General features: G+C 41.9%; 20 protein-coding genes and 1 pseudogene. 15 read left to right on the top strand and 6 right to left on the bottom strand.

From position 1 onward, the window contains the following. Nucleotides 1–178: 178 nt before the first annotated feature. The gene (locus tag VB732_RS16945) at nucleotides 179–433 is read left to right on the top strand and encodes a hypothetical protein (RefSeq protein ID WP_109010830.1); all 255 of its coding nucleotides are present in this window, start codon (nucleotides 179–181) and stop codon (nucleotides 431–433) included. Between the two features lie 3 nt (nucleotides 434–436). Then, nucleotides 437–1,696: a murein transglycosylase A gene (locus VB732_RS16940; protein ID WP_323232035.1), complete on the top strand. Its 1,260-nt coding sequence runs from the start codon at nucleotides 437–439 to the stop codon at nucleotides 1,694–1,696. A 130-nt stretch (nucleotides 1,697–1,826) separates the two neighbouring features. Here VB732_RS16940 and VB732_RS16935 read toward each other — a convergent pair whose 3' ends face one another. Together VB732_RS16935 and VB732_RS16930 are read right to left on the bottom strand one after the other, a co-directional pair. Next, on the bottom strand, nucleotides 1,827–2,696 hold the full coding sequence (locus VB732_RS16935) for a DUF5895 domain-containing protein (RefSeq protein WP_323232030.1): 870 nt from the start codon (nucleotides 2,694–2,696) through the stop codon (nucleotides 1,827–1,829). A 262-nt stretch (nucleotides 2,697–2,958) separates the two neighbouring features. Continuing rightward, nucleotides 2,959–3,645 carry a haloacid dehalogenase type II gene (locus tag VB732_RS16930; protein ID WP_323232029.1) on the bottom strand — a complete coding sequence of 229 codons (687 nt, stop codon included), beginning with the start codon at nucleotides 3,643–3,645 and terminating at the stop codon, nucleotides 2,959–2,961. A gap of 329 nt (nucleotides 3,646–3,974) precedes the next feature. Between VB732_RS16930 and VB732_RS16925 the strand changes: the two genes are divergently transcribed. The 3 genes from VB732_RS16925 to VB732_RS16915 are packed head-to-tail and all read left to right on the top strand — an operon-like array spanning nucleotide 3,975 to nucleotide 7,889. Then, entirely contained in the window at nucleotides 3,975–5,714 is a 1,740-nt protein-coding gene (locus VB732_RS16925) for a ScyA-related TPP-binding enzyme (protein ID WP_323232028.1), read from the top strand. Nucleotides 5,715–5,727: 13 nt separating this feature from the next. After that, nucleotides 5,728–6,867 (top strand): ketoacyl-ACP synthase III family protein, encoded by a 1,140-nt coding sequence (locus VB732_RS16920; RefSeq protein ID WP_323232027.1) that lies wholly within the window; start codon nucleotides 5,728–5,730, stop codon nucleotides 6,865–6,867. Between the two features lie 41 nt (nucleotides 6,868–6,908). Beyond that, nucleotides 6,909–7,889, top strand: a complete 981-nt coding sequence (locus VB732_RS16915; RefSeq protein WP_323232026.1) for an SGNH/GDSL hydrolase family protein — start codon at nucleotides 6,909–6,911, stop codon at nucleotides 7,887–7,889. Nucleotides 7,890–7,949: 60 nt separating this feature from the next. Here VB732_RS16915 and VB732_RS16910 read toward each other — a convergent pair whose 3' ends face one another. Then, nucleotides 7,950–11,492: an NB-ARC domain-containing protein gene (locus tag VB732_RS16910; protein WP_323232025.1), complete on the bottom strand. Its 3,543-nt coding sequence runs from the start codon at nucleotides 11,490–11,492 to the stop codon at nucleotides 7,950–7,952. Nucleotides 11,493–11,933: 441 nt separating this feature from the next. On the opposite strand from VB732_RS16910, the gene VB732_RS16905 reads away from it, so the two are divergent. The 9 genes and pseudogenes from VB732_RS16905 to VB732_RS16865 all read left to right on the top strand — a co-directional run bounded on the left by VB732_RS16905 (nucleotide 11,934) and on the right by VB732_RS16865 (nucleotide 19,834). Further along, entirely contained in the window at nucleotides 11,934–12,113 is a 180-nt protein-coding gene (locus VB732_RS16905; protein WP_323232024.1) for a CopG family transcriptional regulator, read from the top strand. A gap of 858 nt (nucleotides 12,114–12,971) precedes the next feature. Further along, nucleotides 12,972–13,930, top strand: a pseudogene (locus VB732_RS16900) (transposase); the annotation flags it as partial. A 96-nt stretch (nucleotides 13,931–14,026) separates the two neighbouring features. Then, nucleotides 14,027–14,443 (top strand): formylglycine-generating enzyme family protein, encoded by a 417-nt coding sequence (locus VB732_RS16895; protein ID WP_323232023.1) that lies wholly within the window; start codon nucleotides 14,027–14,029, stop codon nucleotides 14,441–14,443. Nucleotides 14,444–14,845: 402 nt separating this feature from the next. Continuing rightward, on the top strand, nucleotides 14,846–15,091 hold the full coding sequence (locus tag VB732_RS16890) for a hypothetical protein (RefSeq protein ID WP_323232022.1): 246 nt from the start codon (nucleotides 14,846–14,848) through the stop codon (nucleotides 15,089–15,091). Nucleotides 15,092–15,222: 131 nt separating this feature from the next. Further along, a complete protein-coding gene (locus VB732_RS16885) occupies nucleotides 15,223–15,561 on the top strand; it encodes a DUF433 domain-containing protein (protein WP_323232021.1) in 339 nt (112 codons plus the stop codon). Continuing rightward, nucleotides 15,555–15,833 carry a DUF5615 family PIN-like protein gene (locus VB732_RS16880; RefSeq protein WP_323232020.1) on the top strand — a complete coding sequence of 93 codons (279 nt, stop codon included), beginning with the start codon at nucleotides 15,555–15,557 and terminating at the stop codon, nucleotides 15,831–15,833. Before VB732_RS16885 ends, VB732_RS16880 begins: the two co-directional genes overlap by 7 nt. 120 nt (nucleotides 15,834–15,953) lie before the next feature. Beyond that, complete coding sequence (cbiD, locus tag VB732_RS16875) at nucleotides 15,954–17,069, top strand: cobalt-precorrin-5B (C(1))-methyltransferase CbiD (protein WP_323232019.1); 1,116 nt, start codon at nucleotides 15,954–15,956, stop codon at nucleotides 17,067–17,069. Between the two features lie 223 nt (nucleotides 17,070–17,292). Then, nucleotides 17,293–18,912, top strand: a complete 1,620-nt coding sequence (gene guaA / locus VB732_RS16870) for a glutamine-hydrolyzing GMP synthase (protein ID WP_323232018.1) — start codon at nucleotides 17,293–17,295, stop codon at nucleotides 18,910–18,912. Between the two features lie 517 nt (nucleotides 18,913–19,429). After that, nucleotides 19,430–19,834: a response regulator gene (locus VB732_RS16865; protein ID WP_323232017.1), complete on the top strand. Its 405-nt coding sequence runs from the start codon at nucleotides 19,430–19,432 to the stop codon at nucleotides 19,832–19,834. Between the two features lie 79 nt (nucleotides 19,835–19,913). Here VB732_RS16865 and VB732_RS16860 read toward each other — a convergent pair whose 3' ends face one another. Beyond that, nucleotides 19,914–20,819 (bottom strand): cation diffusion facilitator family transporter, encoded by a 906-nt coding sequence (locus VB732_RS16860; RefSeq protein ID WP_323232016.1) that lies wholly within the window; start codon nucleotides 20,817–20,819, stop codon nucleotides 19,914–19,916. Nucleotides 20,820–21,771: 952 nt separating this feature from the next. Between VB732_RS16860 and VB732_RS16855 the strand changes: the two genes are divergently transcribed. Further along, the gene (locus VB732_RS16855; RefSeq protein ID WP_323232015.1) at nucleotides 21,772–22,125 is read left to right on the top strand and encodes a hypothetical protein; all 354 of its coding nucleotides are present in this window, start codon (nucleotides 21,772–21,774) and stop codon (nucleotides 22,123–22,125) included. A gap of 395 nt (nucleotides 22,126–22,520) precedes the next feature. On the opposite strand, the gene VB732_RS16850 is transcribed toward VB732_RS16855, so the two are convergent. Together VB732_RS16850 and rbfA are read right to left on the bottom strand one after the other, a co-directional pair. Next, nucleotides 22,521–22,757, bottom strand: coding sequence for a DUF4327 family protein (locus VB732_RS16850; RefSeq protein WP_012407481.1), 237 nt, complete (start codon nucleotides 22,755–22,757; stop codon nucleotides 22,521–22,523). A gap of 866 nt (nucleotides 22,758–23,623) precedes the next feature. Next, on the bottom strand, nucleotides 23,624–23,985 hold a 362-nt coding region (rbfA, locus tag VB732_RS16845), incomplete at its 5' end, for a 30S ribosome-binding factor RbfA (RefSeq protein WP_323232014.1).

Below are 23,985 nucleotides of genomic sequence, written 5' to 3'. Positions count from 1 at the left end.
TGCCCCCTGCTCCCTGCTCCCTGCCCCCTGCTCCCTGCTCCCTGCTCCCTGCTCCCTGCTCCCTGCTCCCTGCCCCCTGCCCCCTGCCCCTGCTCCCCACCTCCCGTAAGCTTACCCTTTTCATTCTGGGGTTATGTGGTTAACAATGGGTTGAATGTTTTTCAAATGATTCAATCTTATGGCTAGAACTCCAAATGAATATGCCGTATACCTCCTACTGGAAAGCGGCCACCGGGAAGAAGTACGTTTTCCTACTATTCAAGAGTTTCAGAAGTGGTATAGTGGCGAACTTGTGCCAAAATCTGCTTCTAATGACTTTATTAGTGTGCCGATCAAAAATATTCAAGGGGAATATATGGTAGTAAGACCTTCTCGGGTCGTAGCAATCCGGGTAGAACCTGTTTTTAGTTCCAGTGTTGAAAGATTCAACTAAATGATGAGAAAAACCCTTGCTTTGCTTTCCTTGAGTCTGGGAATTGTCCTTGTAAACCCTCTTTGGTCGGTCGTTGCTCAGGTTCCTAACTTACTGCCGTTGCCAGTACCAGCTGCTCCCGATCTTTCACCTGTCCCCATACCGATCACTCCAGAGATTGCGCCGCCGCTAAAGCCGATCGCCATAGGAAACGATTGTACGCTCCGGCAGAGTTGTTTGGGTTGGGATGACCAAATTTGGGGTCAAAAAGGTAAAACAGGCGATCGCAATGCGTTGCTGGCTTCCATTGACAACAGTCTGCTCTACCTAACAAAGAAAGAGGCGATCGCAGCATATCAAAATTATCCAATTAAGGAAATTACCCGCGATCGCGTCCGCCGGAGTTTGCTACGTTTCCGCCAACTAGTTGTTAATTCAAGGTCAGCAGACCAATTACAAGCTGCTGTTCGCCGTGAGTTTGTCTTTTACCAGTCTGTAGGCAACGATAACAAGGGTACTGTTAAATTCACTGCTTACTACGAACCTGTTTACACCGCCAGCCGTGTCAGAACTGCAACATATAAGTATCCCCTTTATCGGCTACCACCTGATTTCAGCCAGTGGCCGAAACCTCACCCAAAACGAATTGATTTGGAAGGGAAGGATGGTCTAAAAGGGAATAAGAGCAAATTGCGCGGTTTAGAAATGCTTTGGTTCCGCGATCGCTTAGAAGCATACATGGTACATATCCAAGGTTCTGCCAAAATTAAATTAACTAATGGCAAAACAACATCTATTGGCTATGCAGGTGGAACTGATTACCCCTGGACTAGCATCGGCAGAGAACTGGCCAAAGATGGCAAACTTCCACTGGAAGGATTGACAATGCCACGTTTGATTAGTTATTTTCGAGCAAAACCGCAGGAGTTGAGCAATTATCTGCCACGCTGGGAACGATTTATTTTCTTCCAAGAAACAAACGGTAGATCGGCGACAGGTAGTATTCATGTGCCAGTGACAGCAGAACGTTCCATTGCCACAGATAAGTCTCTCATGCCTCCGGGAGCGTTAGCCCTAATTTACAACTCATTTCCCTACCCTGCTAGTGGTGGCAAACTAGAGAGGCGTACTGTCAGCCGTTATGTGCTTGATCAGGATACAGGAAGCGCCATCAAAGGCCCAGGTCGGGTGGATTATTTTATGGGGTCTGGTAAACTAGCAGGCGATCGCGCTGGCATCACAGGCGGTAATGGTTCACTATATTATTTGCTGCTCAAAGAATAGGCATTGGGCAGAAGAGGCAGGGGGGCAGGGGGCAGGGGGCAGGGGGAAAGAGGTGAGGAACTTGAAACAAGTCTTTTCCCAATTCCCAATTCCCAATTCCCAATCCCTAGTCCCTACTCCCTACTCCCACCTAATATGGAGGATAAGCAAAATCATCTTCATCAGCATAAACGTAAGAGTTAGAAACTCCTGCCATTGCCAATTTAGGCGTTTCTGATTTCACGGGTTCCTTCCCAAAATCTTTGTATTCTTCAAAAGTTTTGCAAATCATTGCAGACTCAGGAGAATCTGAAGCAATTAGATATTGTGTTAAAGTCCCTACTGTGGGATGTTTGTAGTCCACAGTTGAAGCTACCAGAACAGTATTTGGTTCAATACCTCTTTCTTCACATTCAATGATGGGGCAAAAAATCCCGTGAGCATGGAACAAAGGCCCTTTTGGTGTTAAAGGTTGCTTACGGTAGATAGCATAAGCTTTTTCTAGTTCAGCAACGAATCCACTAACTACTTTACCTTGTTGATATTCGCAGTAGGTTTTGCTGAAACTTGCTCCAGCAGCACCATTAAGAGTTAGTTGTAATGGTGATTCATGTAAAAACTTTTTATTCTCACCCACGATAAAAATTAGATAGCGGGTAAAGGTTTTAAATTTCAGTTTGTCTGCTAAGAAAGCATCATAATTCTCTTTGAGCGTACCTAGCTTTAGACCACTTTCCCGGTCTTTGACAGACAATGGCCCCCGACGCACCAAAACCAAGTTTGGAGTAGTGCTAATAAAAACTGTTTCGACTCCAGAGCTAAATTCATGCTCTACCTGCTGCCAATTATCATCTGGTACAAAGCCGACAGCATTGGCATTATCTAATTTAATCGCCAAACCGTGGGATTGCATACCATCTGTGCCATACCGAGGATTAATCATCTGACACCAAGGGATGACTTGAGAAGGCGGTGCATTAAATTTCTCGTCTTCAAAGTCGAAATTAGCAGATGCTTTCATCGTTTTAGGCTATCAAAGTGTTTTATTGAACAAGTTTATCGGCAGGACGCTGAGAAAAGGAGAGCCAGAAGAGAGGGTTGCTACAAGCGTTAACCGTCCCTTATGTGTCGCCCTCAAAAGAAGGTCGAGCGTGCCATTAAACTGGCATAGTAGTTTTTCCAGGGTAAGGCAGAATCAATCTATGTTGCAATCCCTGTTTAGTTTTGTAACAACAGATCCCGATCAAATACAGTGTTGGGCGCTTGACACTTATTGTTCAGTATTATTTTTGTGAACTCATAGCAGCAAGAGTCTTTAAATCAGGCACTTCTAAGTCAGGTCGACTTAATGCTGATTCTCCTTGTTGATCTGCTCGACGATTTACCCAGACTGTTGATAGTCCTAAAGATTTGGCTGTAACGATATCGTGATATACGCTAGCAGCAACATGCAATATCTGTTCTAGCGGCAAATCAATTCTCTCTATAGCCAGTCTGAAGTTGTTCAATGAAGGTTTGTAACTTTTTGCCTGTTCTGCTGTGATTATCTGGTCAAATTCTACTTCCAAATGCTTTGCTGAGAAAGCAAAGAGATCATCATCTACATTTGAGATAATTACCAACTGAAACTTTTGCTTGAGGGTTTTGAGTGCCTCAACTGTATCCGGGAAAGGCAGCCAATGCTGAATCGAATCAGGAAGTGAATTTAGTTCCTTGGCAGTTGGCTCAAAGCCAAATCTTTCAGCAAATTTCTCGACTACTCTCTTCAAAACTTCCCGATATTTGATATAATCATCCTTTTCCAGTTCCGCTTCAAAATCAGCAAAAAGTTCCAGAATTTGATCGTCATCCAAATTAGTGTTGTGTGCCAGCAGAAGTGGCTTGAGCGCTCCTAAAATCCCGTTCTCCCAATCAATCAGGGTTCCGTAACAATCGAAAGTTAAAGCCTTGTACTGGTTTAAACTAATCACGTTTTTATACTCTAAGACTTGATTCTATAGCGTTCAGTTCTCATAAATTAGAAGATGGGTTAACCCATCTGCTTTGGGGCAGACCGCCGCAGGCATCGCCACATCCAGATGGTGTTAAAGTCTCTAAAGATTTCTTATATCAGATTTTTAACTGCTAAAAGATTGGCAAAGCGAAGTGTAAGGGTCGTTTTAACGTTACTCACTCCTTTAGTAAAGCAGTACTAAAAAATTTTTATGGTACTTATCCAAAAAAAGTAATATTACTGAGTTTCAGCGTATGGGATAATGTTAGTTCACAGGGGGAATTATTCCTAATAAGTATAGTTTGTATGCATCTCAACTTTCAGGATACACAAGCGAATACCACTGAACAGGAATCTCATAGCCAGCCATCTAGACCTTTTTCGGTAGCAGAGGCAGTGGTTAAAATGCTAGGGGATATGGGGGTAGAGTATGCCTTTGGTGTTTCGGGAGGTGCGATCGCGCCGATATGGGCTGCGTTACACCGAAGTTCCATACAGGTGCTGCACTTTCGCCACGAAGCTGGAGCAGCTTTTGCAGCAATTGAGGCTTACTTTGCTAGCGATCGCCCGGTTGTCATATTCACTACTACAGGGCCGGGGATCACCAATGCTTTAACAGGGCTGTTGGCTGCCCGTTGGGAGGGAGCTAAGGTAATTTTCGTATCAGCTTCGACCTCTTCACCACAGCGTGGCCGGTGGGCTTGTCAAGAAACTAGCAACTACACCATGCCTAGCGCAGGTATTTTTACTTCGGGAACAATATTCCATTATGCGACAACCCTCGAATCCAGCGATGAACTGCCAGAGGTTGCTCGGAGGATTGCTCTCGGTCTAGGACAACCAGGAGGATTTGTAGCTCATATCAGTATTCCAGCAAACATCCAGACAAGTTCAGTAAATACATCTTTGCCACGAGTAACTCTGTCTCAAGCTGCGGCAACAGCAAGTGAGGAGACGATAGCCGAATGCGTCCACTTACTCTCTGAGGAGCCGTTTGGAATCTGGGTAGGCTTTGGGGCACGGGGTGCTGCAAAAGAGATTCGCCAGCTTGCTGAGAGAACAGGAACTGCCGTAATGTGTTCACCACGAGCGAAGGGTATTTTTCCTGAAGATCATCCTCAGTTTGTAGGCGTTACTGGCTTTGGTGGGCATGAGTCTGTTTTCAGGTACATGAGGGAGCAACGTCCAAGGCACATCCTGGTACTAGGAACACGTCTTGGCGAACTAACATCATTTTGGAACCCTGAGATGATCCCCAGGCGTAGTTTTTTGCATGTTGATATAGACCCAAAAGTTCCAGGAAGCGCATATCCATCTGTTGAGACGTTTGCGATCCAGTCCGATGTGGGGGTATTTTGCAAGGCATTACTAAAATATTTTCCAGCTCGTTCTGGTATGTCAAAAGTTCGGTCACTGACGAAATCTAAACGCAATTTAATCCATCCGCGTGCTGACGGTAAAGTACGACCAGACGTGCTTATGAATATGATTCAACAGGTGATTGTTGAACAGAGCAATGCAGTTGTCATGACCGAAGTGGGTAACTCTCTGGTTTGGGCAATTCACCTGTTGCGATTTGCCGAATCGTCTCGTTTCAGGGTCAGCACTGGCTTCGGGTCTATGGGACATTTTGTGACTGGTGTCCTGGGTACTGCTTTAGCACGGAATGGGAAGGCAGTTGCTATTGTCGGGGATGGTGCTATGCTCATGAGCAGTGAGGTAAACACTGCGGTAGCCTACCAAATTCCTGCCGTCTGGATTGTACTCAACGATGGGCGCTACAATATGTGCGAACAGGGGATGGCGTATTTGGGTTTCAAGGACGTGGATGCAACAATTCCCCAAGTGAATTTTGTCAAGATTGCTCAGGGTATGGGAGCGGATGGTATCCGTGTTGAAACAGAGTACGAGATCCAGGCGGCGTTAGAAAAAGCTATGGCTTCGACTAGTCCGTTTGTTGTTGATATACTCATTGAACCTAGCTGCCCTGCACCAATGGTAAGCCGTCTAGACAGTCTAATTTCGCAAGGCGCTACGAATTACTGAGAAGAGATTAGTTATGATGGATCAACCAGTAGGTATTCGGGCGATCGCAGTGAGCTTTCCCAGTACTAGACGTACTAATGATTACTACAGACAAAAATACCCTGAGTTAATTGCTCAGGCAGAGCAAAAAAGTTTGGCGAGGATGTTTTCGCTTACAGACTCCACCCCCAGCAACGAGTTTGACTTAGAAATGATGCCATATCTGTCAGACCCATTTCGTGGTACTGTTGATAGATGGGTACTTGATAGTGGCGAATCATCACTGACGTTACAGGAACGCGCTGCAAGGGATGCCCTCGAAGCGGCTAGGCTTTCCCCCAAAGATGTTGATCTAATGATTGTCGCTTCTGTATGGCCTGAACAAATCGGGCTGGGCGATGCAGCTTTCCTTGCCCGTAAACTTAGTCTGGGGGGTGCTGCATGGAACCTTGATGCAACATGCGGCAGTACACCTATTGCGCTTCAAACCGCCTGTGCGCTGGTACGAGCAGGAGAGTACCGCAACGTCTTGGTAGTTATCTCATGCACATACTCTCGCTTTTTTGATGAGGATGATACCATGTCATGGTTTCTTAGTGATGGTGCCGGAGCTTTTGTAGTTGGTTCATTAGAATCGAATCAGGGAATCCTTGGCACAAAGACCATTCATGCTGGTGAGTTATGTGATGTAGTTTTTCCTAAACTTACGACGGACGCGCAGGGCAATCCACAGCTTCGCATGAAGCTATGCAAGGAAGCCAACAAGGTAACTCGCTCAACAGCCGTGGGGTTTCTCCGTACATGCTGTGAGGGTGCTATTGCTGCGGCCGGTGTGACACTCGATCAAATCGACTTTTTTATTTTCAATACATCTACTGCTTGGTTTGCCAGCTTCTGCACGCGCGTACTGGGCATTGATCCAAAACGGACGATCGATCTCTATTCTCAATATGCAAACATTGGACCAGTACTTACTGTCGCCAATATGTACTATGCTGCAAAATTGGGCAAGATTCGGGAAAATGACCTGGTTCTCATCTATGGCTTTGGAGCAGCCGGTGCTATTGCTGCGAACGTGATGCGCTGGGGTAATGTAGCGCTAAGTCCTGACCCTCTTGAAAGCTCTAAATCAGCAACAGAAAGCTCTCAACAAAAGAGCGAAGTTTCTTTTTAAGGACATCTTTACAAGGTTGAAACTAGATTAAGGAATTAACTGTGCAAAGACAAATTATAACAACAGGATTTTTGCTATTATCTTTGATATTTCCATTCAAAGTATTAGCAAAAGATTATGACAATATTTACATCTTTGGAGACAGTTTTTCTGATAGTGGTAATGTATTTAATGCCACTAACGGCATCATTCCTCCAAGTCCAACCTACTCTAATGGGCGTTTTTCTAATGGCCCAATTTGGGTTGATTATCTTGCCTCTGATCTAGGATCAACATTAAATCTGAATAATAACTTTGCTTTTGGTGGCGCAACTACAGGAACTGAGAATATCGGTTTGGCTACTTTACCAGGATTGCAGCAACAGATAAATAACTTTGTAGCAGCAGAAACTGCTGATCCTAATGCTCTATATATTATTTGGGCTGGTACTAATGACTATCTAAGTTACTTTTTCGATGGTGAGCCAAATCCTAGCAATACAGTGGCAAATTTATCAACAGCGTTGACATCACTTGTTGCTGATGGTGCTAAAGATATCATGGTGGTAAACTTACCGGATTTGGGAAAATCGCCTTTTGCAAATTTCACTAGTCAAAGTTTCAACTTATTCAACACATTCAGCAGTGAACATAACTCTAACTTGAATACAGAACTCCAAGTTTTGAGCCAACAATTAAGTCCCGATGTCAACATTATAGAACTGAATGTTAATTCCCTATTTGATAGGATCATTGCTGCTCCAGAGGAATTCGGTTTTACAAACGTTACTAACTCTTGCATTAGCGAAGACTTATCAGTAGTGCCTATAGATGTTCCCACACAACAAGTTTCCTGTAATCCTGAAGAATTTTTGTTTTGGGACGAAGTGCATCCTACAACTACTGCTCATAAGCTAATTGGAGAATTAGCATTCTCAGCACTGAAGCCAGTGCCAGTACCCGAACCATCTCTTGGATTAGGAATGCTAGCATACAGCATTTTAGGTGCAGTTTCGCTATTGAAAAGCAAAATAACTAATTGAGTTAGCACTTGTTAGCAAGCTGCCTTGACTCTGTATTATAACTCTAATATTAAGTCTCCTTTAATACTCAACTGCTCCTAGAGTTTTTAAAGTATCCTTCTGAGACTCAGTTAACCCGCTTATGCCAGTGATATTCATTTTCTCGTAAGGATTTTTACTTCTCAAAGTATTCAAACATTCACCTGTTTCTACATCCCAAATTTTAATTGTCTCATCTTCACTGCAACTAATCACAGTTTGACCATCGGGACTAAAGCCAACTGACCAAACCCACCTAGTATGCCCGGATAAAGTCCTTAAGCAACTACCTGTGTCAACATCCCAAAGCTTCACCGTTTGGTCGCCACTACCACTACCTAGTATGCAACCATCTGCACTAAAAGCAACTGAGTATACGCTATTGGTATGCCCTTGCAAAGTTCCAAGGCAGCCACCAGTGCTGACATCCCACAGTTTTATAGTTTGGTCTCCGCTACCGCTAGCTAGAGTGTAACCATCCGCACTGAAAGTGACTGAATATATCCAGTCAGTATGGCCTTGCAGAGTTTGAAGGCATTTACCAGTGTGAACATCCCAGAGTTTCACTGTTCGGTCATGACTCCCACTGGCTAATGTATGACTGTTGGGACTGAAGGCGACTGACCATGTTCTACCACTATGTTCTCGTAGAGTATTAAGACATTGACCAGTGCCAACATCCCAGACCATAACTGTTTGGTCATCGCTACCACTGGCAATGAAATGACTATCAGCACTGAAAGTGACTGATGTAACTCGATTAGTATGCCCCCTCAAAGTTTTTAGACACTTACCAGTATCAAGATCCCATAGCCTTAAGGTTCGGTCTTCGCTGCCACTGACAATAAAATGATTATCGGCACTGAAAGTAACTGATGTAACTCGATTAGTATGCCCCCTCAAAGTTTTTAGGCACTTACCAGTATCAAAATCCCACAGTGTCACTGTTTGATCGTAACTACCACTAGCAATAATCTTACCGTCTGGGCTGACAACAACTGACCATATCCCATTGTTGAAACTCTGCAAAGTTTTAATACATCTACCAGTGCTGATATTCCATAACTTTACCGTTTGGTCATCACTGCTACTAGCACAAATGTTTTGATTTATACATATTGCTAACGACCATACCCTACTTCTGTGTCCTTGTAGAGTTTTAAGGCATTCACCAGTAGCGAAATCCCATACCTTAACTGTTTGGTCATCACCGCAACTAACAAGAGCGCTACCATCTCCACTGAAGGTAACTGAATGTACCAAGTCTGTATGCCCCTGCAAAGTTTTAATACATTTACCAGTACTCGTGTCCCAGAGTTTAACTGTTTGGTCATGGCTGGCGCTAGCTAGTGTATTACCGTCAGGGCTGAAAGTGACTGAGTATACCCGTTGAGTGTGACCCTCTAAGATGTGAATACATGAACTGCTGTTAATATCCCACAGCCTTACCTTATAGTCATCATTTCCACTTGCTAACACATCACCTTTTGGATTAAAGGCAACAGACCATACACTACAACCATTTTCCTGTAAATTTTTCAGACATTTTCCCGTGCTGATATTCCACAACTTCACTGTTTGGTCATCACTTCCACTAGCAAGAACCTGACCGCCGGGACTAAAAGTGACTGAACGAACCCCACCACTATGACCCTCCAAAGTTTTTAAACACTGACCAGTACTGGTATCCCACAGTTTTATTGTTTGGTCATTACTGCCACTGGCAAGAACCTGATCGTCGGAACTAAAAGTAACTGACCAAACCCAACCAGTATGCCCCTTACAAGTCAGAAGTTGCTGACTATTAGCAACTTCGTATAAGCGAATTTCTCCATTGGTATCACCAGTAGCTAAAAGTTTACCATTAGAGCTAAAGGCTACTGAAAAAATACCACCAAAGGTTTCAACAAAAACAGACTTAGCTAGATGGGCGTGAGCAAAATTTGCATTATGCAATTTTACATTTTGCAAGTCGGCTTGCCAAATAGTTAGATAAGAAAAATCGTAACCTCTAAGATCAGTTTCTAGATGACAAAGCAAGTTAAAGACATTTCCTGCCGTATAACTTTGTTCTAGAGGGGATATCTCTCGTAGGGTTGCTAAAATTTGAGCCAAGTGATTTTCTAAGTTTTTTTTACTTCTAAAGGCAGTAAGCAGCCCATCTATAACTGGTTTGATGATAAAGTGAAATTGAGTATCTCTAACATATTCTTTTGCCGTCGCTTTTATCAAAGCTTTGCTCGTGAATAAATCAATATTCTGAGTGACAATCTCCTCGCAGACCTTTTCTACGAAGCTACTAGTCACATATTCCATGACTACAGGCTGGAGCGTAAAAAGTAATCCAGTTTTTCCAATCAGCGTAGGCGTAGCTTTCTCGATTAGCGATCGCCTTCCTAAAGATTCTACAGCCTCTAGTAATTTTGATTGTACAACTGGTGATATAATATCATCTCGCAATTCTGAGAGTGTGACCGACTCACGATTAATCGCTAGCCAGTACATGATATCCTTTTCTAAATCTGACAAGCGCTCAAACTGCTGCTCTAAAACATCACGAATGTCGCCAAAAACAGCCGTGTCTTGTTGCAAAAATTCAGTAACATTACCATCAAAAATATCTTGAATAGTTGTAGCAACTATCTTTAGCGCTAGTGGATTGCCTCCATAGCGCTCAATCATTACTTTCCATTCATCCTCTACGGCAGATAGCCCTTTGAGTTTTAAGATTTCTTGCCCTTCTGCTATCTTTAAGCCGCTCAATGGTAATGAGCGAACAGGTATTGCTTGTCCTTCGAGTAATGCTATTTCTTTCGGTTTTTCACGACTAGTCAGTATTAAACAGCTTTGGTGAGTTGCTTCTCCTATCCGTCTGAAAAGCTCACCATATTCCTCATATCCTTCCCGATAAAGTCCGGCGCGGCTACCACTGCGGAGAATTGACTCTGCATTATCAAGAATCACCAAACAGCGATGATTTTGCAAATAATAGAGGAGTCTCGATACCTTATCACTAAAGCTTTCTGGTAAATTGCTTTCCGTTTCTTGTTCGTCAGATAGAAATTGGATTAGGTTACTGAGAATAATTGTAACAGGTGGGGCTTCTCGTAGCGATCGCCAGATCACATACTCGAAGTTTTCCTGAATTTGTTGAGCAAGCTTTACAGAAAGCGTTGTTTTCCCTATACCTCCTATTCCTAATAGTGCAACTACTCGACAGTATTCATTGAGAATCCATTGCTCCAACGTAGTAAGCTCTTCTATACGTCCATAAAAAACTGGGTTAAAGATAGCCTCTCCCCAATCTAGACGAGTATTTGAGCTTAAATAGTCACTTTTATCTATTTTTAAATTAAAAGCTGAAAAAAGCTTTTCAATAGTCTGTTTATCAACCCCTCCTTCCCGATTCAATACTTTAGAGATAGTCGCGGAATATAATCCAGAGCGGGCACTCATTTCTTCAAGAGTATACCTGTTTCCAAAATTCTCTTCCGCTTCTGACTGATGCTTTGCTTCCTTAATTTTTTGTAACCCCTTGGTAGTAAGTGCAACGCCACGCTTGCGTCTCCAATTTTGTAAGGTCATGTATTAACTCACTATTTATGTAATCACCTTTGACTAAAAGGAATTATCTATTAGGTTGCTATAGATATGAAGTGATAGCTATCACAAAGGAACAATCTCATATTGCAGAGAATTTAAAACACATATAACACCAAGAATTTTTACTGATAAAAACCATCTTTTGCAATCTACTCGTCTCGGTAATTCAATACCATTTACTCAACAGACAATCCACTTTGTGAGACATTGCTGACATAAGCTCTCTAGCTAAAAGTTTCTAGTACCACAGGTAATGAAAAATTAATTAAGCGTGAAGCAACTATTTGCTACCTTGCCTCTTCAGTAAGATATTTGGGTATAAAGCTTAAGTTCAATCCAAAAATCCCGATTTTCACTGGTAAAGACAGCTCGGAATTGGCAATCTTGATAAAGAAAGCTTGTATATATCTAGACTATCAATCAATGAATAAAACTACTGCACTTAAATCTCCCCGTTTGGCAACCTCCAGTAAAAAAAGGGCGCTTAAGCGAATTACCTTAAACTTGACATCAGATGAAGCTCAAAATCTTGAAAAGCATTGTGAACAGACAGGCAGACCCGCTATAGATGTGATTCGAGAACTCATTCAAGCTCTACCTTGACCTGACTTTTCATGCCAAGTCTACACAATGCCAGTCTAAAACAGCCTGTCTTGAGCAGAATAAAATAATAGACAACCCTGTACAAGAAGGTAAAACTTTGTCCAGGGTTTTATTTTATCTAAAAATCGCGTTAACTTGCGAACAAATGTAGCATCACAGTTAAAATACTTCAGTACCCTTGATAACTCTAGAAAAGTTCCGGCGAAACCTATATTATCAAGTCAAGAACATGATCAATGAGATATCCAGAAGCAAATGCAAGAAGCAGTAGGCTGGATTCAATAGTAAATATAGCAATCCGATTTGATTTCTGAATCACTCGTAGAGGTAAGGGACTCTTTACTGGGGACTGGAGATAGGGAAGAAGGGATAAAGGTGTACTGAGTTTTGTTCAAAAATCAAATATGAGTCCTATAGTAAATATTTAATGTTGATTTTGGAGTGCTTTGTAGCTTTATCAAATACAACATTAAGGAAATTGGTGGTGTGTTTGAAGAAGTTTCAATACAAAAAGCAAAATTTTTTCGGATAAAAGCTAGCCAGAATTTTTGTATTCGATTAATTAGAGAAACATTGCATGACCCGTCTAACTCTCATTACTATTAACTAACTCGACAAAGGCGTTTGTAAATAGAATGCTTAATGCCACAAAGCAGTACTGGTATTTGCATTTTTTTGGGCAAAAAATACAAGGATAAAAGCTAACAGTAAGATTTATATCGATCCAAAAATTTTCTTTTTAGAGGATATTTAGAAAGTATTTGGCTATGATTTGAGGCACTTATCCCTCTTCTGCCACTTTCCGGGTATTCTGAATAAAAGAATAAAAGAATAAAACCCTGAAAGGTAAGTAGGTCAATGGATGTAGAATTACAAATCTTGAAACATTTGGCAAGAGATGCTCACCCAACAGTTGCCACCATAGATGAATATTGTGCAGAGTATAAAGACCTGTTTAAAGAAGTAAGAAATTATGAGTGCTTCAAATATTTATATCTGGGAATAATGTCCCAAATTCAAAGAAAATCATTACCAGAGATAGCGAAAGTCGTAAGTATTAACTCAGCTCAGTCATTACATCATTTTCTAGCCAATTCAGATTGGTCAGTAAATAAGTTAAAACAACGAAGATTAAATAGATTGAAGCAAGAATTAGATGGTCAGGCAATTACAGTAGTCATAGATGAAACCGGAGATAGAAAAAAAGGTAAAAAGACTGATTATGTGGCTAGACAATATTTGGGAAGCGTGGGGAAGATAGATAATGGTAACGTTTGCAGTTAATGCTTATGGAGTTTACTCTAATATAACTTTTCCATTATAGCGGTTCCCAACCTAGTGAGGTACGTTTTCAAAGCTACTAACCTTGGTAAACAAGATTTGGGTGTACCTCAGTAGACTAGGAAACGCTATAATTGTAAAAGTATTTAAACCAAAAGGAACACTAAAGGAGTCAGATAAATACAAAACGAAAATAGAGTTGGCATCAGAAATTATTACAGAGCTAATTGAATCAGGGTTTAGTATTGAATTAGTACTGGCTGATAGCTTATATGGTGAAAGTAGTCAATTTATTAGAAAAATAGCTGAATATAATTTAGCTTATGTTGTATCAATTTAGTTGTAATCATGGAGTCTGGTTGCCAGCAGGACAGAGGGTTAGGGCGAATAAGTGGTGTAAATTTGAGAGAACATTTAGCAATCAAAAATCAGAAATTAGATACATTAGGGAAATAATTTATGGTAAAAAAAGAGCTATAACTTACTGGGAAATAACTACTGACCCAGAAACTATGCCAGAAAATTCTACTGAATTCTAGAGCTTTTGTATAGCCTGCGATCGCGCGATTATTTTCTAATAACAAATACAAGACCGATTTTTTTCTAATAGTATAGCTTGTATTCATTGCCTCATGAGGCTTCTAGCGATCGCCTTCCCGGAAAGTGACAGAAGAGGGATAAGTGCGCCCACTGATGGCACAGCTTGGATAGTGAATGGAAATAGTGAAAAACGGATATGTCGGGGCGGTTCCTGGAGCAATTCTCCGGCGGACTGTCGCGCTGCCGTCCGCCGCTATAACTCTCCCGCCTTCCGCTTCAACCTTATCGGTTTTCGGGTTGTGTGTTCGGTTTTTCCAGCACTCTTCCACTGTCAGAACTGGACAATGGGAATTGTTCGGGCGTACCCAGAAGAGTCCAGACCTGTTCCGGCGACAGAGATAACTTTGTCCGAAAATAAAACCAGGTCGGATAGCTTGGTAGGCGCAAGTCGAACAGTTGTCCGACCTATCTCATTACAGATGAGATTTAAATCCTGGCGAATAGAATGAGACTGTTGGCGAATTGACAGGAGGTCTAACCCCTCAGCCCAAATCCATCTTAAATTTCTTTAATTTCAGTGCGTTTCAACGCACTTTAGCTATGGGCAATCAATTTATTGCAGGGCGGGAAAGCAACGCAAAAGCAAGGGTTTAGGGACGAGGGGTTTAACCCATCGTGAATTGACCAACAGTCTCATAGAATTCGCGGCTATACAAACAAAGTCCGCGTAGGCGGACTAAGAGAAAATTAATGTTTTTAACCCGCGCAGGCGGGTTTCGTCTGTGTAGACGCGGTTTCTAACCGCCCTTTTTACGTGAACACGAGGCTATTTCTATGACAGTTCACCGAACGTTCTAATACCATTCGCATTATTAGTGCCCGTTTAGCCACTCGAAGGGAGCGTGAAGATTATGAACAAAACGCCTTCTGAGGAGTCATACAATTCAGATGATGAGCTTATAGCTGAATACCATTTTGATTATAAAAAGGCAAAGCCCAACCGCTTTGCTGTTCAAAGTAGAAAAAAGCAACTGCTAAAAGTCGTGGTTCTAGATGAAGATGTAGCTCAAGTTTTTACAACACCAGAATCAGTCAATAAGGTGCTAAGGGCAATAATTGAGTCCATGCCACAAGTCACAGACGGCGACACAACCTAACATTATTTTGACTTTTAAATTTACAAAATGTCCTGTTCTGGATACACACTTCCCGTCTTTGGTGCACTGCTGCTGTTGCTGCTTTACACTGGTTACGCGCTACTATCAAAGCAATGAATTGGAAGGCGTTCATGACACTATCGATTATTGCTGAACCTGCTCCTCTAAAATCGAATGAGGATGGTGTAGTTCTCGTGGGCAAAACCCGCGTCACCTTGGACACTGTGGTTGCTGTCTTTAAGCAAGGCGCGACAGCCGAGGAAATTGTTTATCGCTATCCGTCGCTCAATTTGGCTGACATTTACGCTACGATCGCCTTCTACCTCAATCATCAACCGGAAGTAGAAACCTACTTGCATCAGCGACGGCAGCAATCACAAGAGATTCGGGCAATCAATCAAACCAATTTTGACCCACAGGGCTTACGCGATCGCTTGCTTGCCCGCAAAGCTGCACAGGAAGCATGTTAAAATTGCTTGCTGATGAAAACTTTGATAATACGGTTGTTAGAGGATTGTTCCGCCGTAGCCCGGAAATAGACATCCTTCGTGTACAAGATGTTGGGCTATCAGGCAAAGATGATCCAACTGTCTTGGATTGGGCAGCCCAAGAAGGACGTATCCTGCTTACCCATGACGTTTCTACAATTACTCGCTACGCATACGATCGAGTTAGGCAAGGTCAAGACCATGCCCGGAGTTATCGAAGTCAGCTTAGATGCTCCAGTCGGGCAGGTCATTGAAGATATTCTTGTACTTGTAGAGTGTAGCCAGGAGGGAGAACTAGAAGGTCAAGTTCAGTATCTCCCCTGGTGAGAAGGTTGAATTTTGTCTGTATTGTTTCGTACAGTTAAATTTAAAAAATGTCCCGTTCTGGATATACACTCCCCGTTTTCGCCTGCGCTGCTGCTATTGCAGCTTTACACTGGTTACACGATCGCAAACCCCTAACTTTAGCATCTGTAGATTTGCTTGAACCGGCTCAAATCGCCGAAATCCCCATTGAACAGGTAGCAGGATTATCTGAAAATACAGCTTTAGCAATAACTCGTAGCGATCCTGGTGATAATCTCGATTTGACTAAAAATACACCGATTTGGGCATTGGTGGAATGGCGAGAACAGGGTAATGATGCTGTAATCATTAAAGGCGGGGAAGGAATTGGCAAACAGGCGAATGCTGATGACAAGCCTGCTATTTATGCTTATGCTCAAAGGCTCTTAAAAGAAAACTTACAACGAATGCTAGCACCGGGTGAAAAAATCACGGTGACGATTATTTTACCCGAAGGGCGATCGCTAGCTGTTCGGACTTCAAATTCTGCCTTTGGTGTGGTTGAAGGACTTTCGCTTTTAGGCACAACCGGTATTTCTCAACCCTTAAGTACGCCAGATCAGCTTGCAGTTTTTCGGGCGGAATTACAAAATAAAGCCAATTGTTTTGAGAGTTTAGTATTCTGTATCGGCGAGAATGGACTAGATTTAGCGCGTAAACTAGGGATTAATCCCGAACAATTGGTCAAAACTGCTAACTGGCTCGGCCCAATGTTAGTAGAAGCTGATGTGCTAGGTGTAAAAGAAATCTTATTATTTGGCTATCACGGAAAGCTGATGAAACTAGCGGGGGGAATTTTTCACACCCATCACTACTTGGCTGATGGACGGCGAGAAATTTTAGCAGCCCACTGTGCGATCGCAGGTTTAAAATCACCGGATATCCAAGCTGTGTTTAATAGTGCTACCGCCGAAGCCGCACTAAAATATCTAAAATCGCTAGATGCTGCAACTGGTAGTGATTGGGTAAATCAAGTTTACAGTGCGATCGCCGAAACCATCGATATTCGTTCTCAAGAATACATCCAAAGCCATAGCGAAAAGGGCACAGCAGTTACAGTCTGTGGCTCGGTTCTGTTTGATCGCGATCGCAAAATTATCGTGAAGAGTAAAACTGCTGCTCTGTTGATGGGAAAATTATGTTAATTTATTATGAATAATCGTAAACAATTCAAATAAATAATTTTCTAAGTAACCACTCTAGGGTAAGTTTATCGTTCTAATACCATCTCCGCTTCCAGGACTAGACAAACGCACATAACCTCGCGTTTGTCTAGGGCTTTTATACCATTATTAGCCTAACCAGGCTGATAATAACATCACTATAGACCACAAAGCATCTACCCTTAACAGACATAACACTCCCGTCATGAATACAGCGGTGATACCAACAGAGCAAGCGCCCCAAACATTGGAAAATGTTGGACGGCTTGATCGCCAATTGATTGTAATTCTAGACTTCGGCTCTCAATATTCTGAGTTGATTGCCCGTCGCATCCGCGAGACTCAAGTATACTCTGAAGTTTTGTCTTATCGCACTACTTCTGAACAATTGCGCCAACTCAATCCCAAGGGAATCATCCTCTCCGGTGGACCAAGTTCGGTTTATGGTGAGAAGGCTCCCCATTGTGACCCAGAAATCTGGAATTTAGGAATACCCGTCTTGGGTGTTTGCTATGGGATGCAGCTGATGGTGAACCAACTCGGTGGGGAAGTGGCAAAGGCTGACCGAGGTGAGTACGGCAAAGCCTCATTATATATTGATGATCCCACAGATTTGCTGACTAACGTTGAAGATGGCACTACCATGTGGATGAGTCACGGAGACTCAGTTACCAAAATGCCTTCAGGGTTTGAATTGCTGGCACATACAGAAAATACTCCCTGTGCTGCGATCGCCGACCACGAAAAGAAACTTTACGGCGTGCAATTCCATCCAGAGGTAGTGCATTCTCTTGGCGGTTTAGCATTAATCCGTAATTTTGTCTACCATATCTGCGATTGCGAACCCACTTGGACAACTGCGGCTTTTGTCGAAGAGGCAATTCGAGAAATTCGGAGCAGAGTTGGCGATAAGCGGGTACTTTTAGCGCTATCTGGAGGAGTAGATTCTTCTACCTTGGCTTTCTTGCTCTATAAAGCAATTGGGGATCAACTAACTTGCGTATTTATCGATCAAGGGTTTATGCGAAAGTATGAGCCAGAGCGATTGGTAAAGCTGTTTCAAGAACAGTTTCACATTCCTGTAGAGTATGTGAATGCCCGCGATCGCTTTTTAGCTAAAGTTGCTGATGTCACCGATCCTGAAGAGAAACGCCGCCGCATCGGACACGAATTTATCAGCGTATTCGAGGAAACATCCAAGCGCCTCGGCCACTTTGACTATCTGGCTCAAGGGACTCTTTACCCAGATGTCATCGAATCAGCTGATACCAACGTTGATCCCAAAACTGGTGAGCGGGTAGCGGTAAAAATTAAGAGTCATCACAACGTTGGCGGTTTGCCCAAAGACCTAAGATTTAAATTGGTGGAACCACTACGGAAATTATTTAAAGATGAAGTCCGCAAAGTTGGGCGTTCCATTGGTTTACCAGAAGAAATTGTCCAACGACAACCTTTTCCTGGGCCTGGTTTGGCAATTCGCATTCTGGGGGAAGTCACATCTGAGCGGTTAAATATTTTGCGTGATGCCGATTTGATTGTCCGGCAAGAAATTAACCAACGCGGTATGTATCATGATTTCTGGCAAGCATTTGCTGTATTGCTACCAATCCGTAGTGTTGGCGTTATGGGCGATCAACGTACTTACGCTTACCCCGTTGTTTTGCGGATTGTTACCAGTGAAGATGGTATGACTGCTGATTGGGCCAGAGTCCCTTACGATGTCCTAGAAGTGATTTCCACGCGAATTGTGAATGAAGTTAAAGGAGTAAATCGGGTGGTTTATGACATCACTTCTAAGCCGCCTGGAACCATTGAATGGGAGTAACTAAGGTTTAAGCTGACTTAACTAAAAGCTCATCACTCTATTCCATAATTCAGATTATTTGCAGTGGTTTAGATTCATATATTTTGAAATGGCAATGCCGATCTAACTCGTTCTGAGTTTGAGCATTGTCTATTTTTTTGATTCTTGGTTTAGTAAGCTATTCTATGTTTATTATGTCCGCTTGATTACTGCTCAACCCCTAACCTTTAATTTTCTCTCCTGATTTTTTAGCAATAAAGCAGGCAACTATTCGTAAAATTATTTTCCAACTCTCAATCTTTGTAAAGATGAGTTGTTTAACTATAAAAAAATTAGAAAATAACATGATTATATACAGCTAATAAATATAAATTTCAGCTAAAAATTAACCATCAACTGGATTGTGGCTGGACAAATTGAATTATTATCTAGGAAAATAGGTGCGATCGCAGTAAAATTACCAATGGTGTGGTGACAGAGAAAAAACCAGCATCTCATTAGAAATAACTTTCATTTGATAAACATTAATGGAGATGTTATGGAACCTCCTCTCCCCCTTGCTGGCTTGAACATTCTCGTAGTTGATGATGATGACGATAGCCGTTTTTACGTTGCTACTGTGTTAGAAGCTGATGGAGCCACTGTTATGGCAGTTGCATCAGCAGAGGTAGCATTGAAAGTACTGTCTAACTTGCAACCAGATGTACTGATTTGTGATATTGCTATGCCTGGTGAAGATGGCTACACCCTCATCCGCAAGATCCGAGCGCTAAAGCCTGATATTTACGGAAAGCTTCCTGCGATCGCCTTAACTGCCTACGGTGATAGTGAGTATCGTAGCCGGGCGCTAGAAGCAGGCTTTCAGACTCATGTGGCTAAACCAGTTGATCCAGGGGAACTAGTTACGATCGTCGCAAACTTGGTTGCCTATTATACGGGTTAAGATCAACATTCATTCACGATATGCCACTGGTAGAAAATTTCTCAGCATTATAACAGAGTATAATTTTCAATTGCCTGAGCTATTTAGCTCCAGTTTCAAAGCTAATTTGCTCAGACTTATATTCTGGTGGCTCAACATGAATTAAAATCCTCACAGGACGGAACCGTTCTTCTAATCGGCTTTCTACTTCTTCAGTTATGTAGTGGGCCGTTTCTACGTCTGATGCATCTACTATTAAATGCATTTCAATGAAGACTTGGCGACCAAGAACACCACGAGAAGCGATCGCATGACAGTTAATTACACCTGGAACAGAAGTAGCGATCGCATGAATTGCTTCTGGTGCGATCGCCATTTGATCTACAAGCCAAGGCAAATTCTCTTTTAAAACTGACCACCCGCTCCAAAATACCAACAAGGCGACAGGAAAAGATAACACCAAATCCATCCATTGATAACCAAGCCAAACTCCTATCAAGCCGCCAATTACAGAGATTGTCACCCAAATATCGCTCATGGTATGTGTAGCGTCAGCTATCAGAATTGAGCTACCTACCCGCCTACCTACAGCACGTTCGTAAAACGCCACAAAAATATTCACACCCAACACAATTAGTAATAACCACAACTCAGGTGGCGATATTCTCACCGATTCACCACTACCTTTGAGAATTCGCTCGATTGCTCCTTGCAAAATTTCAAAACAGGCTATTCCTAAAAATGAGGCAATTCCTAAAGCTCCCACAGCTTCAAATTTGCTGTGTCCGTAGGGATGTTCGCGATCGGGTTGTGGAGAAGAAAATTTACTCGCAATTAATCCTAAAACGTTGTTGGCGCTATCTGTCACACTATGCAAGGCATCAGCCAGCAAACTCAACGAACCTGTCCAGTAACCCACAACTGCTTTCAATCCCATTACAAACAGGTTGAGAAGTAGGGTAATAATTAAAACCTTTCGTACTTCGGCACGGTTATCGTAAACCATAAATAATTTATCACATCAAGTTCTATGACTTCTAATGTAAAACTTAAAATATAAATAAACACAAATAAGATGTATCAAAGTCTTACGCAGTAATAATTAAGTCTCTCCATAATCTCTATATTTATCCTATTTTATTGAGATTATTTATAAGTAAAAACAGCTACAAGTTTTACAGACATTAGTAATGCTTTTATAGATAACAGCAGATTTCTAGCATTAATTCCATAAATATTTTAATTAATTTTGTTATTCATACATCAATCTAGTCCAGGCTGAATTGTATTCAAAGATATTGTGATGACCATCAGCCATCTGTACTAACTCAGAATAAATAACGATCTTTATGAGTACTATTTGCCACCTTGGAAGAGAATACAGTATATTTAAGGCTAAAACTTTTTGTCAAAGTCAATTTTTTAACGTAGACGCAAAGCCGTTACTTACAGGACAGAGTAAGGATAAGTGAACATTTAATACCCTTATGAGTTTGAGCAATATAATTCCAAAGGTTTATTTTCCTCAAACAACAAGTTTTAAGTAGTAGGCATATTTAGATATAAATAGGACTTACGCGAAACTACACCAAGTAGGGGCAATTTATGAATTGCCCCTACTTGGAAATTAAAGTTTAGGCTATTTTTTGCGTAAATCTTTATAAAATGTCATTGCGAGCGAAGCGTTCGCAAAGCGTCTCGTAGAGAAGCAATCCCAGAGACCTTCGTAATCTGCGGGTTCCGCCCTTGGCGGTACGCAATGACAACTATTTAACCGGACATGACATAACACAGCAAAACCAAAAAAGTCCGATCGTAGAAATCTATCTGGTGACGATACTAGCACCAACACTGGGGCGCATCCTTAAAAAAGTGGGCTTCACCGCCGTCGATCTTGGTGGCTTGGTCTCTTATTCCGGTAATATTAGTATTTATCAAGAAGTTTTAATAAAAAACTTATGTCTTCAATTCCTCTAACATTGAACCTAATTGAAGGTTCTGTATCCTTCAGTTTTTCACCCCAAGCGGCACGAGAATTAAAGACAGCGACAGATCAACTGATGGAGCGACTAAAAGCTGTCACCGCTAAACCAACTCCTGGCGGCGGTAAAGTCACTCCCCAGCCTCCACTGGAATATCGTTATACAGGTGAAGTATTTTTAGAAATTTTCTGCAATCCTAATATCTGGCCCACGCCCTTCGCAGCTAAAGTTCTACTGACTGTCCGCAACGTCAACATTCGTTTGACTACTGAAGCTGAACTTACCCGTATTATTGAAGATATTAATCAATATTTAGAGCAAGCCGGATAATAATTCATATAATTTTTACTTTTCAAGACGGATTTTAGCTTTGAACAACAAAGAAGCGATCGCTTTCTCGTGGGAAACGATGCTATGAATTGCGAGTCGAAAGTGAAGTTCCTACACTCTTATTGGATCAATGCAGGAGCTTCACAGAATTTACATACTCAACTCAAGCTGTAGCACCATATACAGAAAAAATGCTTTTGATGCCTTCTTCGACTTGAATAACTATATAAATTCAGACTCCAATGCTTATGTGTGAATGAAAAACGCAAGATTCGTATGGGGCAATGCCGATCAAAACCAGAGATCATCCCCTAGATTGGGCGTAGGATCGTTGACTGTGACATCCACACATCGAAAATTAACCCCCAATCCCAAACTTGAAATCAAACTTTGATTTAGTCGTTGTCCCACTGTTCGCGGCCAATTAGGTCGCCAATGCGATCGCGTAACAAAAAGTCACATTTTTCTAATTCACATTCAACGCAAACCCACTCTCTCGCTGGAATGTATTGGCAGAGGGTATATATCGGCTGTTGCCTGCTAATCATTCCCTTTTGCACCAGTCGGCGTGCTTCGTCTTGAATCAAATCGAGAGAGTAGTAATTGATAGAAGGCACCGTATTCACACTCATGGTTTTTACTCACAAATTAACACTTACGATAGTGTTCCCGTTAATAATTAGGAACAAACATTACAGAAATTAGACTTGTGGCTAAGATTTTGTAGTTTGCTATACGGAACTATTTTTATTTTGACGCTACATCTCCTGAAATTATCTCAAGAAATGTTAAGAAAGTCAACGAATCCTGACATTTATCGAAAATCCGCTTTACAAAAAAAATTCCGAGTAGTTAACTTAACCTGCTATGGCGGCTGTATGGTTTTATGCAACAAGTCTGTAAGTCCTGCCATCACTATATTTAGGCAAGATTTGGCGGGAGGGGAAAATTCATATTGTGTAGGTGTAGCCCGCCACAGGCATCGCTTACATATTAAATAATCACCTTAAAGCCAATCTAGAACTAGCGTTATTTATCTAAGGGTAAACAACATAAGAATATTTGTCAGATACTAAGGTATAAACTGTAGCAAAACATAACGGTTAAAATACACTACGAAGGCTTTTACCATAGCATCTGTTAATTATTTCTTAAGTAAATCCATGATTACTTAGTTATTCTTAGCACTAATTATACACAATTTTCTTTTGATAAACATCTGTAGAAGGTTGGAGTAATACTAATTCGTAATTTGAAGAAGGTAGGAGGAGCAAATCATTAGGGGTCGAATCCCAAATGATTTGAAGCCACTGTTGCATTACCTTCCCGCTTTCTTACAAGATTTGAGTGGAGGTCAGCGTAGTCTACAGATGCAACTAGCGATCGCTGAAGTAGTTTATGGTTACATTAAAACAGACGCGATCTAGTCACGTCTGTAAACTGTTTGGCGGATTTGCTGAGATTAATTGTTCTGAAGTTACATTGTTATCTAAGTTACTTATTCATCAAATGATTCATCATCTTCATCTGTGCTGCCTTCTGTTGATACCATTTCTGGCGGACGCTCATGGTTAAGCTGGCTCAGTAGTGCCAATACTTTGTTACCGCGTTCTATGGAGCGATCTTCGAGAAACAGTACCTCTGGTGTACGACGTAGCCGTACCCGCGCCCCTAGTTCGCTGCGGACATAACCTGTGGCTGACTTTAAGCCTGCCATTGTTTCTGCTTTAGCTTCATCTGTACCATAGATACTGACGTAGATTTTAGCGTGTTGGAGATCGCCAGAAACATCAACATCAGTAACACTTACCATTCCTGTACCCACACGGTCATCCTTAATGCCGTTGAGCAGCATTTGGC

It is taken from the genome of Nostoc sp. UHCC 0252 (genome assembly GCF_034931145.1).
Classification (GTDB): domain Bacteria; phylum Cyanobacteriota; class Cyanobacteriia; order Cyanobacteriales; family Nostocaceae; genus Nostoc.
This window is presented reverse-complemented; position numbering and strand designations above follow the sequence as displayed.